Below are 12,835 nucleotides of genomic sequence, written 5' to 3'. Positions count from 1 at the left end.
CCGCCCCCCGCCCCGCCGCTGACTCATCTCGCTTTCGCTCGGCTGAACACCTCCATGAGCGGGGGTTCTCCCTCGGTGAGCCACGCTGCGGTGACCACCGGGGACACGCCCACATCTTGTCTCACTGCCATGTTTTTAGGCTAGCCTAAAATATGATAAGCGTTCTGGCGGGACGCACCGCTCGACGGTTGGGCGAAGAGAGAAAGCGGGGCCGCGAGCTCGGAGCGAGTTACAGATTCCCGTTGGCGATGTCCGCGACGCGCTGGGCGTCGAACAGGCGTTCGTCGGCGTCGTACAGCGTCCGCGCGAGGCGGTCCGTCACGACGAGGTTCGTGATGGGGCCCTGATAGAGCGCGCCGGCGCGGTAGATGTCGTCGTTCTGGACGGCGGTGAGTTCGCCCGCCACCTCGTGGTTTTCCATGAACGAGACCACGGTGTTCTGGAACTCCTCGCGTGTCTTGGCTTCCTGTCCGCGCACGAGGAGCACTTCGGGGTCGACCTCAAGCAGCGTCTCGAAGTCGACCGCGCCGCGGTTGCTGTAGAAGTCCCGCACCTCGGTCGTCGCGAGCGCGTCGTTGACTTTCAGGTCGTTGAGATGCTTGAAGCTCGTCCCCTCGTCGATGACGTAGGGGTAGAACTCCTCTGGCTCGTCGCCTCCGGCCCAGACGACGGCGGCCGAGGGTCGCTCGCCCTGCGCGGGGACGACCGGCGCGAGGTTCGACTGGAACTCCTCGTGGACCTGTTCGAACGCCTCGAAGCGGTCCTCGCGCTGGAACACCTGCGCGAACTTCTCGAACGCCTCGTAGAGGGTGTAGTAGCGGTAGTCCTCGTGCCACGCGTAGCCGCGCGAGAAGATGCTGTTGCCGAAGAACGGCCCGACCTGCGTGCTGATCTCCTCGATGTCGGCCTCGCTCCACTGGCCGCGGTTCAGGAGGAAGTTCGGGTCGGCGATGTGCACGTCCGCGTTCAGCTCGTAGAACTGCTCTTTGCCGACGCCGCTGTCGCCCCACAGCTGGCGGATGGACGACTTGTCGACGCTCACGTCCGGAATCTCGTCGTAGTACTGCGTGTGGTACCGGCCGGGGAGCCAAACGCCCACCGGCGCGTCGAGCCCGAGCGCGACGCCCATGTCGGCCCAACTGCCGTTGTTCGCAATCCACGTCTCGGGGACCGAGTCGAAAGTGACCTCGCCGACCGGCTCTATCGACACCGAGTAGGACTCCGCCGCCTCGGTCGTCGTCTCTGTCTCTGTCTCGGTTTCGGTCTCCGTCGCCGCCTCGGTCGTCGCGGCCGTGGTCGTCCCGGACTCGGACGCCGTCGTCGTCGTCCCCGACCCGCCCCCGCCGGTACAGCCGGCGAGCAGGCCGCCTGCGATGACCGCCCCGCCGTACTGGAGGTACTCGCGCCGCGTCGATTCCCGTCCGCTTTGTCCGTCGTTTGCCATGTCTTTTAGGCCTCCCTAAATGGTTAAAACGTCTTCGGAATTTAGGCGAGCCTAACTACCTTCGCGCGGGACGGGGGAAGGAGGCGGCTCAGTCCGCCGCGTCGACGGGCGCTCTGACGGCGAGCACCGAGAGGTCCGAGTACGGCGTCGAGTCGGGGCCGCTCCCGCCGGCCGAGTCGCGCAGGTTTCCGAGCGTCGTTCGGGTGATTCGCTCGTCGTCGTGGGTCAGTCGTTCGAGCACGAGCGCGTCCAGCGAGGGGTCCGCGCCCGCATCGAGGAGGAACTCGGCGATGTCGCCCGGCATCCAGTCGAACGGCCGCGGCAGGACGAGCAGGTGGCGCTCGCCGGCCACCTCGGCCAATCGGTCGAGGTCGGCGTCGAGCGACCCGCTTTTGTGGAGCGTGACGAACCGCGTATCCTCCATCGGCGTCCGGGCGCGACTCGCGGCTATCTGGAGCGACGAGATGCCCGGAATCACCCGCACCGGCCGGTCGACGGCCCGCTCGACCTTCCCGAGGAACTGGTACCCCGAGTGGTTCGGGTCACCCATGAGCACCGCCGTCCCCCGGTCGCCGGCCGCGACGCGCCGCCCAAACTCGGCCAGCGCGTCGGCCTCGTCGGCGTAGCCGCAGGTGAGCAGGTCGGCGTCGGTCTCGTCGGCGACGAAGTCGACGACCGTCTCGAAGCCGACGACCACGTCGGCCTCCCGAATCGCCCGCTTCCCGCGGGGCGTGAGGTACTCCGGGTTGCCGGGGCCGACGCCGACCGCGTAGACCGGTGCGTCGGTGTCTTTATCCATGCCCTGCTCGGGCGCGGCCGCGGCGAACGTCGCGGGGTCCGGCCCCGAATCGAGGTCGTACGGGTCGTCCTCACTCATGGTCCGCGAGGTCCACGTCGCCGTTGCGCACGTCGCTGGCGACGTGAATCAGTTCGTTCGTGAGCGCGGCCGCGAGACCGCTCCCGCCGCGTTTCCCGACGTTCGTCACCGCGGGCACGCCGTACTCGTCGGCTACGTCGCGGACGCGCTTTCTGCTTTCTTCGGCCTTCACGAAGCCGACGGGCGTCGCCACGACGGCCGCCGGGCGAGTGCCGTTTTCGATGCAGTCGCAGAGCGCCAACGCGGCGGTCGGCGCGTTGCCGACGACCGCGATAGCGCCGTCGTAGACGCCCTCCTTGTCGAGTTCGAGCACCGCGGCCGCGGTCCGGGTCATGCCGGTCTCGGCGGCGAGTTCGGCGCCGTTGCCGATTGCCTTCCGCACCGGGCAGTCGTGGCCGCGGCCGGTGATGCCGGCTTTCGCCATCGTGATGTCGGTCACGATGGGGCGCTCGTCGATGACGGCCCTCGCGCCCGCGACGACCGGGTCGTTCTGACACCGGATGAGGTGTTGGAACTCGATGTCGCCGGTCGAGTGCACGGCTTTCTGTCGCAGTCGGTCGGTCAGCGTCTCGTCGGGGACGAACGTCCGGACGATGTCCATGCTCGTCTCCGCGATATCCATCGCTTCCTGCGTCGTCGCGCCGAGGTCGGCGTAGGCGTCTCGTTCAGTCATCGGATTGGGTTTGGGTCTGCGTCATGGCGTTCGTCGTGTTCGCTTCGAGGTCGCCTTCGACCGAGAGGTTGATGTCCTGCAACCGCTCTCGCACGTCGTCGTCGGCGTCCCACAGGTCGCGGTCGATGGCTTCGAGGAACGTCGCGGTGATGCTTTCGAGCGCCCACGGGTTCACGTCGCGCATCCACTCCTGTCGGTCCTCGTCGAAGGCGTAGGCGTCCGCGAGACTCTCCCAGAGCGTGTCGCTGACGACGCCCGTGGTCGCGTCCCAGCCGAGCGCGACGTCGACCGTCGTGGAGAGGTCTCCCGCGCCCTTGTAGCCGTGTTCTTCCATGCTGTCGAGCCAGTCGGGGTTGAGGACGCGCGCCCGCATCGCCTTGCGGACCTTCTCCTCGTTCGTGTAGACGCTGACGTTGTCGGGGTCGCTGGAGTCACCGACGTACGACGCCGGGTCGCTCCCGGAAATCTCACCGACCGCGGAGACGAACCCGCCGTGGAAGGCGTACCAGTCGGAGGAGTCGAACTCGTCTTGCTCGGCGGTGTCTTCGATTTTCACGGTCGCCTCGACGCCGCTCAAGCGGCGCTCGAAGGCGTCGTGGGCCTCGGTCACCTTCCCGCGGCTCCCGAGGGCGTAGCCGCCCCACTGGACGAACACGTCCGCGAGGTCGCTCCGGTCGTCCCACTCGCCCTCGTCGACGGCCTTGTTCGTCCCCGCGCCGTAACCGCCGGGCGTCGTCGTGAACACGCGGTGTTTGGCCAGTGTCTCGGCCTCGTCGGGGTCGACGCCCTCCGATTCGAACTCGGCGACATCCTCCTCGACGTGCTTTTTCACGTAGTTCAGCTCGTGGGGTTCGTCGAGTTCGACCACCGCGTCGACGGCGTCGTTGACGACGCTCGCGGCCTGCGGGAACGCGTCGCGGAACAGCCCCGAGACGCGGGTGGTCACGTCGATTCGCGGCCGGTCGAGTTCCTCCAGCGGAATCGGCTCCACGTCGTCGACGCGGCCCGCGTCGGTCCACACCGGTTCGACGCCCATGAACGCGAGCACCTGCGCGATGGTCTCGCCGCGGGTTCGGACCGTCGGCGTCCCCCACGCGACGACTCCGAACTCCTCGGGGTACTCGCCGTGGTCGTCGTAGTGGCGGTTGAGGACACCCTCAGCGACGCGCTCGCCGACGCTCCACGCCGGTTTGGCCGGGACTTTCCGCGGGTCGAGCGTGTAGAAGTTCCGCCCGGTCGGCAGCAGGTCCACCCCGCCGCGGGTCGGCGCGCCGGAGCCGCCGGGTCGGACGTACTCGCCGTCGAGGGCGTCCGCAGTCTGCGGAATCTCGTCCTCGGCGGCCGCGATTCGCGGGGCCGCCTCGTCGCAGATGAACGCCAGCACCTCGCGGAGGTCGTCGTGCGCGCCGCGCTTGGCCCGCGCGTCTCCGAGTTGGTCGATATCGACCACGAGCAGGTTCATGTTCACCTCGTCGTCGGGGCCGGCGGCGGCCTCCGACTCGGGCACGTCGAAGTCGCGTTCCGCGAGAGCCGACACCAGTTCGACGCACTGGTCGTAGACGCGGTCTGCGGCCTCCGAGAGATACATCCCGAGGTCGTCGTCGTACGTCCCCGGCTCGTCGCGCATCCGGTCGTAGTCGACGCCCATGACGCCCGCGACGCTCTCGCGGAGGCTCGGCGTGTCCGCGTTCGGGAGTCGGGTGAGCGCGACGAGGTACTCCACGAGTCGGTCCTGCTCGGGCGGTTCGCCCATCGTGTGGAGGCCCATCCGAATCTGCGTCGTCTTCACGTCGGTCAGGTACTCGTGGACGCGCTCGACGAGTTCGTCGAACTCGACGGCGTCGGCATCGACGCCGGAACCGGAATCCGCACCGTCGATTGCGTCGGTGTCGTCGAACCCGAGTTCGACCGCGAGGTCGAGGTCATCGACCGCGTCGAGGAGGAGTTCGCGGAGTTGGTCGCCGCGCTCGGGGCGGGCCTCGTCCATGCCCGCCTCGCGGTACTCGCGGGCGAGTTCTTCGAGGTCCGCGAGGTCGTCGTAGGTTCCCGCGGTGCGCATGACCGGCGTGAGGTAGTCCACGATGGCCGCGTACGACCGGCGTTTGGCCTGCGTCCCCTCGCCGGGGTTGTTGATGATGTACGGGTAGACGTTCGGGAGGTCAGAAACTAGTTGGTCCGGCGCGCTCTCGCCGTTCAGCCCGACGGTCTTGCCGGGGAGCCATTCGAGACTCCCGTGGGTGCCGAGGTGGACCACGGCGTCGGCCTCGAACGACTCGCGGAGCCACGCGTAGAACGCCACGTAGTCGTGCGGCGGCTGGAGGTCCGAATCGTGGTACACCTTCGAGGGGTCCATCCCGAAGCCGCGCGGGGGCTGGACGGTCACGAGGACGTTCTCGAACTCGACGCCCGGAATGGCAAAGGGTCGCTCGGGCGGGTCGCCCCACTCCTCGACGACGTTGTCGCGGAAGCGGTCGTCGGCGTCAGCGAACCAGTCGGCGTACTGGTCGGGCGACACCACGTCGACGCTCAGGTCCCGCACGTCCTCGGGGGCGACCCAGCGGTCGTCGAGGGTCAACTGCGAGGTGAGGTCGTCGATGAGCGCCTGCCCGTCCGCGGGGAGGTCACCGACGGCGTAGCCCCGCTCCCGGAGTTCGGACAGGAGGTTGACCGTGCTTTCGGGGCTGTCCATCCCGAAGGCGGTCCCGATGCCGTCGTCGCTCGGCGGGTAGTTGTGGAGGACGACCGCGACGTTCTTCTCGTCGTTCGGCAGGTGGCGGAGCCGCGCCCAGTTGACCGCGAGCCGGGCGACGTGGTCCACGCGGTCCTCGATGGGGAAGTGCTGCTTCGGCGCGCTCCCGACGCCGGCTTCGTCTTCCATCCGCTCTTTCCCGCTTATCGGGTGGGTGATGACGTTGCCGTCGAACTCGGGGAGTGCGACCGACAGCGCGAGTTCGAAGCCCATCACGCCCGTGTCACTCGACTCGTACCGGCTTCGAGAGCGCATGGTCGTGATAGCCTGTAAGACGGGGACGCCGAGTTCGGTGAGGAACACGTCTTCGGCGGCCGACCCCTCGTCGTCGGCGTCGCGGCCCCGCTCGCTCATCGACAGCGAGAACATGAAGGAGCTGACGACGGCGTCCACGACGGGACCGTCGTCGTCCGAAAACCAGTTTCGCGCCACCCACTCGGCGTTTTCTTGTCCCTCCTCGTCGGTCGCGGGGTTGCAGAACGCGGGCAGAACGTTCGCGCCGAGCGATTCGAGGCGCTCCACGAGCGCGTCCACATATCGGGTGTTCGCGTGCGTCCAGTGGGACTCGTAGAACCAGACGCCGATGGTCGGCTTGTCGGGGTCGTGCGTGTCGAGCAGTTCGTCGTACTCGACGCCGGGGTAGTCCGGGTGGTAGACGCCCTCGGTCGGGAGTTCGACCGGGTCGTCGACCTCGGTCTCGACGCCGGCGTACTCGGCGGCGAGGAACCGACAGAGGTTCTCGACGTTCACCGCGCCGCCGCGGTCGAGATACTCGCAGACGCGCCCGCGGTCCGCGTCGGTGACAGTCGTGTCCTGCCGCGCGAAGGCGTCGCCGGTGGCTTTGACGACGAGCGGTACGCCCGCGGCTTCGAGTCGTTCGACCGCGTGGTCGTAGCCGGGCATGCTGTCTTCGGCCCCGTGGAGCCAGAAGACGGCCGCCGTCGCCGACTCCAACTCGTCGACGAAGGCGTCCGCGTCGGTCACGTCGTCCAAATCGCTCGCGGAGCGGACGACGAGGTCGATTCCGTCGAGTCGGCGCGCGGCCCGCTGGACCGCGCCCAACTCGTTTTCGGTCGCTGTGTACAGTCCGATTGTCGGTGTCATTGATAAAGTGTTATTGTCTTACTGCAACTACGTTTTCGTATTCGATGACGACTCAGACGCTTCCGTTCTCGGCTATCGTCGGCCAAGACGAACTGAAACGGGCGTTGTTGGCCGTCGGGGCCGACGACGACCTCGACGGCCTGCTCGTCCGCGGCGAGAAGGGCACCGCGAAGTCGACCGCGGTCCGCGCGCTTTCGGACCTCCTGCCCGAACAGGCGGTCGTCGCGGACTGTCCGTACGGCTGCCCGCCCGAACCGGACGACCCGGCCCGCCAGTGCGACTCGTGTCGCGCCCGCGACGACCACGAGGTCGAACACCGGTCGGTCCCGCTCGTGACGCTCCCGCTCGGCGCGACCCGCGACCGGGTCGCGGGCACGCTCTCCGTTGCCGACGCGCTCGACGGCGAGGCGTCGTTCGACCCCGGGCTCTTGGCCCGCGCGAACCGCGGCATCCTCTACGTAGACGAGGTGAACCTCCTCGACGACCACCTCGTCGACCTGCTTTTGGACGCGGCCGCGAGCGGCGTCAACCGCGTCGAGCGCGACGGGGTGAGCGTCGAACACCCCGCCGAGTTCACTCTCGTCGGGACGATGAACCCCGAGGAAGGCGACCTCCGCCCTCAACTCCGGGACCGCTTCGCCCTCCAGGCGACCGTCGTCGGCAGCCGCGACATCGACGACCGCGTGGAGATTATCGACCGGGCGCTTGGAGACGGCGACGACCCGGCGACGGTCGCCGACGCCCACCGCGAGGAGACCGCAGCACTCGAAACCGCGCTCCGCGAGGCGACGGCCCGCCTCGACTCGGTCGCCCTCCCGACCGAGTTCAAGCGCGACATCGCCGAACTCTGCGTCGACGCCGGCGTCGAGGGCCACCGCGCCGACATCGCCATCGCCCGCGCGGCCCGCACCCTCGCGGCGCTCGACGGCCGAACGAAAGTGCTCGAAAGCGACGTGCGCGAAGCGGCCGCGCTCGCGCTCCCCCACCGACTCCGGAGCCGCCCGTTCGACGACGACCCCGACCTCGACGACGTGCTCGACGACCACTTCGACGAGGACGAAGACCGGGATGAGGGCGAGGATGCTGACGACGGCGACGATGCGGGAGGTGCTGACGACGGCGATAGCGACGGTGGCGACGGCGGAGACGACGGCGAACGCGCCGAGGGAGACGACGATGCCGACGACGCAAACGACTCTGACGCCACGGGAGGGGCTCCCGATTCCGACGCCGGAAGCGACGATACCGGCGGCGACGACCGAGACGGTGGAGTCGGCGGAGCCGACGAGAGTGGACCCGAGGACGGCGATTCGGAAGACGGAACTTCCGAAGACGGTGATACCGACGACTCCGGCGACGGCCCCGACGAGGCCACGCCGCTTCTCCCCGGACAGAGCCGGGCCGCTATCGGTGACTCCGAGCGCCCGCCGGTCGAGGACGCCGCCCTCGACGCGGAGACGCCGGGTGACGGCAGCCGCGCCGCGGTGCGGGAGTCGCGGCAGGGGCGAGGCTCGCGGGTGCGAACCGAACCGGCGACCGAGACCGACGACATCGACGTGCCGGCGTCGGTCCGGGCCGCCGCCTCGGCCGGTCGGTCCCGCGTCACCCGGTCGGACCTCAGAACCGCGGTTTCCCGCGGGTCGGCCGCGACGCTCGTCGTGTTCGTCGTGGACGCGAGCGCGTCGATGCGCGCCGCGATGCGGCAGGCGAAGGGAACCGTGCTGTCGCTCCTCGAAGACGCCTACGAGCAACGCGACGAGGTCGCGTTCGTCGCGGTCGCCGGCGACGACGCCGAGGTGTTGCTCCCGCCGACCGACAGCGTCACGCTGGCGGCGCGGCACCTGAAGGAGCTTCCGACGGGCGACCGGACGCCGCTTCCCTCCGGGTTGGACGCCGCTCGCCGGGTCATCGACCGCTCGGACGCCGACAGCGCGCTCGTTGTCATCGTCACCGACGGCCGGGTTACCGTCGCTGACGGCAGCCCCACCGGACAGACCCGGTCGGCGGCGCGGAGCCTCGCCACCGCCGACGCGTCGGTCGTCGTCGTCGACGCCGGCGACGACGGCATCGGCGTGACCGACATCCTCGTCTCCGAGACGGGCGCGCGGCGCATCCCGCTTTCCGACCTGTCGGCCGAGCGGGTCGCTGAGGCCGAGCGCTTCGCGGACGGGCAGTAGCGGGGTGTCGCTCGTCTCGTGTCGCATGGTTTCTTCTATCGAATCGGTCGCGTGCGGAGTCGGTAGGCTCCGCGCGTGACGCCCTCGTCGTGGTACTCGACCGGCTCTTCGACCACCGCGAGGACGCCCCCGCCGGCGGCGACCGCGGTCGGAATGCCGGGGAGGCTGTCGGTCCGGACGTGCCCTCCTGCCGACTCGAACGCGTGGACGCCGTGGCGCTCGGCCTCTCGCTCCCGGAAGTGCTGGGCGGACGGCACGAACACCCGCGAGCCGGCCGCGACGGCCGAGCGCGCGAACCCGCCGGTGTCGCGGGTCCACAGGCGCTCGCCCCCATCGACCGAGACGCCGACCGCGGTGTGTTCGTCGGGATGTCGCGCGTCCGGGTCACGGGTCGACTCCGCGAACGTGTTCCCCGTGACGAAGACGGCGGTTCCGTCGGCGACGCAGACGTGGGTCGGATAGGCGTAGACGGTCTCGTCGCCGACGCGGCGCTCGGTGGCGAGGTCGAGTCGCCACCGTTCGTCCCCCTCGAAATCGAGGAGGTAGCCGCGTTTGTCGCCGTGGCTGGCGACGGCCAGCGCGTCGCCCGCGAAGGCCACGTCCCCGACCCGCCGGTCGCCGTCGGTGCCGGGGTCCCACGACGCGACTCGCCCTCCGGTGTGGGCGTCGAGGAGCACGAGGCCGTCCTGTTCGGGGTTCGGACAGCGGTTGTACGCGACGGCGACGCGGTCTCCCTCGGCGGCGATCGCGATGGGCGAGGCGTGGACGCGTCTGCGCCACGCGACCCGGCCGTCGCGGTCGAACCCGAGGACGACGCTCCGCCAGACTCGCTCGTCGCCGTCGCGTTCGTACCGCCGGGCGGCGACGACGACTCTGTCGCCCGTCACCGCGAGGTCGACAACGTAGGGCCGGAAGAACAGCGAATCTCTCGCCGCGGTGCCCACGTCGTCGGTCGTCGCGTACGTCCAGCGCACGTCGCCCGTCTCGGCGTCGAGGACGCGAACGAGTCCGTCGCCGCCGCGCTCGCCGACGACGAGGAAGTCGTCGGTGGCGGCCATCGACACGACGGGGTTGTCGCCGCGCGCCTCCCACCGGTCGTCGGAGTCGGGCCCGGAGTCGGCAGCGGATTCCAGCGCGACGACGCGGCCGGCCGCGGTTCCGACGAAGACGGCGTCGTCGGTCGCGGCGACCGCCGAGCGCGTCCAGTTGTGGCGACTGCTCGCGGGGTCGACCGACCCGAGGTCGCGGCGGGCCGAGGGTGGAGCCGATGGCATCGGTTCAGTCCTCGACGGGGAAGGCGTCGTGAAGCGTGTGGTGGGCCTCTCCGAGGTCGTCGAGCAGCGCGTCCGTGCCTTCGCGGAGGCGGCGAAGCGACCGCTCGGCGTCGCGGACGGCGACGAGCCGTCCCCGAAGATAGCCCGATTGCGGGTCGTCATCGTCGATTTGCGTGGCCTCTTCTTCGAGGTCCACGAGCGCGGCGTCGAGATGCCGCTGGGCCTCGTCGAGGGTGGTCGCGTTCGCGAGCGCCTGAATCGGGCCGGGGTCGGCGTCACCGAGGTAGTCTTCGAGTTCGGCTTCGGCGTGTCGCTTCGCGTGTTCGTCGGTCGTTCCGGTGATGTTCAACAGCGCCAGTCGGAGCGCTTCGAGTTCTGCACAGGCCATGATTAGAGTGATTGGTGGACGAGGTTCGAGACGATGCGGTCCCGTTCGAGGTGGGACGAGACGATGCGGTCGGTGTCGTCGGGCGTCACGCCGCCGTACCAGACGCTGTCGGGGTAGACGGCGACGATTGGGCCGTCGCCGCACTGGCCGAGACACGAACTCCGCGAGACGTGCACGTCGCAGTCGTCGGCGTCGCGCACGCCCTGTCTGAGTTGTTCGAGGACGGTCGCCGCGCCGCTCGCGGCGCAGGTCTGGTTCGTACAGACCGCGACGTGCTTCTCGGGGGCGTCGTGGACGTGCGGGTCGTCGTCCACGTCGCTCCGGTCTGCGTGTTCGGCCTGGTGGACGAGCGAGCGGAGCATCGCCCGAGCGCCGCCCTCGTCGTCCTCGTAGCCGGCGAGTTCGACCTTGTACTTGCAGGTGTCACAGGACATCTCGACGCTCCCCGACCGCGCCTCTTGATAGCGGTCGGCCAGCGTCTCGACCACCCGGTCGTCCGTGCCGAGCGGTCCCGATGCGCCGGCGTCGACGTAGGGGTACTCCTCGTCGAACGTCTCGGCGGTGTCCACGATTCGCCCCGTCAGCACGCCGTCACCGAGCATGTACGGGAGGACGACGACGGCGTCCGGGCGGTCCTTAGCAACCGTGTGGAGCGTCTCCTCCAGTCGGGGCGTGGTGACGCCGATGAACGCCGATTCGACGCGGGTAAACTCCCGGCCCTCGTACAGCAGGCGCGCCAGTTTGTGCACGTCGCCGTTCGAGTCGGGGTCGCTCGACCCGCGGGCGCAGAGTACGACCGCCACGTCGTCGTCCTCGCGGTCGACGCCGAGGTCGGACTCGACCGCCCGTGTCCGCTCGTCCAGCAGGTCGACGAGCGACGGGTGGATGCCGAGGTGCGACCCGAACCGAAACTCGGTGTCGTCGTGGGTCGCACGGGCCCGCTGGACCGCCAGCGGCACGTCGTTTTTGACGTGGCTCGCGGCGAAAAGCGAGAGGGGAACGACGGTCATCGTCCGGCAGGTCGGTGCCATCGACTCGATTGCGTCGTCTATCGACGGCTCGGCGAGTTCGATGTACGCCGCGTCCACCGGGACCGACAGCCGCGATTCCAGCTTCGCGGCGAGCGTCCGTACCTGCTCGTTGGACTCCTCGCGGCGCGAACCGTGGCCGACGAGGAGCACCGCGTCGTCGTCGAGCGCCGGGTCGGACCGTTCGAGGCTCATGCGTTCTCGGCCTCTTCGAGGCTGCGGACGAGCTTTCGACGCCGCGTCGGCGCGAACAGGTTCGTCTCGTCGCTCCCCTCGTAAACCCACTCGCCGAAGCCGGCGGCCGCGTCGTCGTCGACGCCGAACCAGTAGCCACCCGACGAGGTCTCTCCAATCTCGCCGGTCGGCGCGTTCACCGGGCAGGCGTCGAGCAGTCGGTCAACGGTTTCGAGGAGCGCCCGGTCGTCGTGGACGAACGAGATGCCGACCGTCCCCGACGAGGATTTGAAACAGACCGTCCCGCAGGATTCGAGCAGTCCGCGGAGGAGCTGTTTTCGCCGGTCTTCGAACACGTCGAAGCGGTAGCCGCCGGCGTCGTCGCCGACCGGGAGGCCGAACGCGGCGCTCGCGCTTCGTACCACGTCGCCGTCGACCGTCACGCGGTACTCGTCTTTGACGCGGGTGACGGCGGTGTTGTGGGCGTACTCCCGCGCCGTCTCCCGGCGGTCGATGTCGCCGCCGCCGGCGATGACCGCGAGGCGGTTCGCGCAGGTCTCGTCGCCCGTCGAGACGGTGAACTGCGCTCGTTCGATTTGGCCGCCGCCGGCGACGTGGCCCCAGAGATAGGCCGTCTCGGGCGCGCTTTCGAGGAGGTCGTCCGCAGGGGCGACGCCGGCGTTCGCGTCGCTCACGCGTCCACCTCCCGGACCGAAATCGCGCCCGGCGGGCAGGCTTGGGCCGCGAGCGTCGCGTCGTCGTCCGACTCCGCGTCGCCTTCGAGGACGGCGACGACGCGCTCATCGGTTCGCTCGACGCGCACGACGCCGGCCGCGTCGGGGTCGATTGTGGCGAGTCCGTCGTCGTCCTCGACGAACCGCCCGTCGCGGGCGAGGCAGGCGAAGATGCCGTCGCAGGCGTCTCGGTCGATTTCGATTTCGAACATC

General features: G+C 69.5%; 10 protein-coding genes. 1 reads left to right on the top strand and 9 read right to left on the bottom strand.

Annotated elements, in window-relative coordinates; genetic code table 11:
* Positions 1-229: 229 nt before the first annotated feature.
* The 4 genes from ACSR87_RS15595 to cobN all read right to left on the bottom strand — a co-directional run bounded on the left by ACSR87_RS15595 (position 230) and on the right by cobN (position 6,847).
* Positions 230-1,444: an ABC transporter substrate-binding protein gene (locus ACSR87_RS15595; protein ID WP_498531173.1), complete on the bottom strand. Its 1,215-nt coding sequence runs from the start codon at positions 1,442-1,444 to the stop codon at positions 230-232.
* 88 nt (positions 1,445-1,532) lie between these two features.
* A complete protein-coding gene (locus ACSR87_RS15590) occupies positions 1,533-2,321 on the bottom strand; it encodes a cobalt-precorrin-7 (C(5))-methyltransferase (protein WP_498531172.1) in 789 nt (262 codons plus the stop codon).
* Positions 2,314-2,994 carry a precorrin-8X methylmutase gene (locus ACSR87_RS15585; RefSeq protein ID WP_008573100.1) on the bottom strand — a complete coding sequence of 227 codons (681 nt, stop codon included), beginning with the start codon at positions 2,992-2,994 and terminating at the stop codon, positions 2,314-2,316. The genes ACSR87_RS15590 and ACSR87_RS15585 overlap by 8 nt, the downstream gene beginning before the upstream one ends.
* The gene (gene cobN / locus ACSR87_RS15580; protein ID WP_498531171.1) at positions 2,987-6,847 is read right to left on the bottom strand and encodes a cobaltochelatase subunit CobN; all 3,861 of its coding nucleotides are present in this window, start codon (positions 6,845-6,847) and stop codon (positions 2,987-2,989) included. The genes ACSR87_RS15585 and cobN overlap by 8 nt, the downstream gene beginning before the upstream one ends.
* A gap of 44 nt (positions 6,848-6,891) precedes the next feature.
* Here cobN and ACSR87_RS15575 point away from each other — a divergent pair, with 44 nt between their 5' ends.
* A complete protein-coding gene (locus ACSR87_RS15575) occupies positions 6,892-9,024 on the top strand; it encodes a VWA domain-containing protein (RefSeq protein ID WP_498531170.1) in 2,133 nt (710 codons plus the stop codon).
* Positions 9,025-9,059: 35 nt separating this feature from the next.
* Here the strand turns inward: ACSR87_RS15575 and ACSR87_RS15570 are convergent, their stop codons facing one another.
* From ACSR87_RS15570 to ACSR87_RS15550, 5 genes are read right to left on the bottom strand one after another with little or no spacing between them, the layout of a single operon-like run.
* A complete protein-coding gene (locus ACSR87_RS15570; protein WP_498531169.1) occupies positions 9,060-10,298 on the bottom strand; it encodes an outer membrane protein assembly factor BamB family protein in 1,239 nt (412 codons plus the stop codon).
* Positions 10,299-10,302: 4 nt separating this feature from the next.
* The gene (locus ACSR87_RS15565) at positions 10,303-10,686 is read right to left on the bottom strand and encodes a DUF3209 family protein (RefSeq protein ID WP_498531168.1); all 384 of its coding nucleotides are present in this window, start codon (positions 10,684-10,686) and stop codon (positions 10,303-10,305) included.
* A gap of 2 nt (positions 10,687-10,688) precedes the next feature.
* Complete coding sequence (locus ACSR87_RS15560; RefSeq protein WP_498531167.1) at positions 10,689-11,909, bottom strand: CbiX/SirB N-terminal domain-containing protein; 1,221 nt, start codon at positions 11,907-11,909, stop codon at positions 10,689-10,691.
* On the bottom strand, positions 11,906-12,583 hold the full coding sequence (locus ACSR87_RS15555) for a cobalamin biosynthesis protein (protein ID WP_498531166.1): 678 nt from the start codon (positions 12,581-12,583) through the stop codon (positions 11,906-11,908). Before ACSR87_RS15555 ends, ACSR87_RS15560 begins: the two co-directional genes overlap by 4 nt.
* Positions 12,580-12,834, bottom strand: coding sequence for a ferredoxin (locus ACSR87_RS15550; protein ID WP_405310787.1), 255 nt, complete (start codon positions 12,832-12,834; stop codon positions 12,580-12,582). Before ACSR87_RS15550 ends, ACSR87_RS15555 begins: the two co-directional genes overlap by 4 nt.
* Position 12,835: the final 1 nt, after the last annotated feature.

The sequence above is a fragment of the Haloferax sp. SDI50 genome (assembly GCF_059802635.1).
This window is presented reverse-complemented; position numbering and strand designations above follow the sequence as displayed.

What these genes read in the sequence shown, in the direction of transcription:
- ACSR87_RS15595 (WP_498531173.1), bottom strand. Translation starts at nt 1,444, where the DNA reads ATGGCAAACGACGGACAAAGCGGACGGGAATCGACGCGGCGCGAGTAC.
- ACSR87_RS15590 (WP_498531172.1), bottom strand. Translation starts at nt 2,321, where the DNA reads ATGAGTGAGGACGACCCGTACGACCTCGATTCGGGGCCGGACCCCGCG.
- ACSR87_RS15585 (WP_008573100.1), bottom strand. Translation starts at nt 2,994, where the DNA reads ATGACTGAACGAGACGCCTACGCCGACCTCGGCGCGACGACGCAGGAA.
- cobN (WP_498531171.1), bottom strand. Translation starts at nt 6,847, where the DNA reads ATGACACCGACAATCGGACTGTACACAGCGACCGAAAACGAGTTGGGC.
- ACSR87_RS15575 (WP_498531170.1), top strand. Translation starts at nt 6,892, where the DNA reads ATGACGACTCAGACGCTTCCGTTCTCGGCTATCGTCGGCCAAGACGAA.
- ACSR87_RS15570 (WP_498531169.1), bottom strand. Translation starts at nt 10,298, where the DNA reads ATGCCATCGGCTCCACCCTCGGCCCGCCGCGACCTCGGGTCGGTCGAC.
- ACSR87_RS15565 (WP_498531168.1), bottom strand. Translation starts at nt 10,686, where the DNA reads ATGGCCTGTGCAGAACTCGAAGCGCTCCGACTGGCGCTGTTGAACATC.
- ACSR87_RS15560 (WP_498531167.1), bottom strand. Translation starts at nt 11,909, where the DNA reads ATGAGCCTCGAACGGTCCGACCCGGCGCTCGACGACGACGCGGTGCTC.
- ACSR87_RS15550 (WP_405310787.1), bottom strand. Translation starts at nt 12,834, where the DNA reads ATGTTCGAAATCGAAATCGACCGAGACGCCTGCGACGGCATCTTCGCC.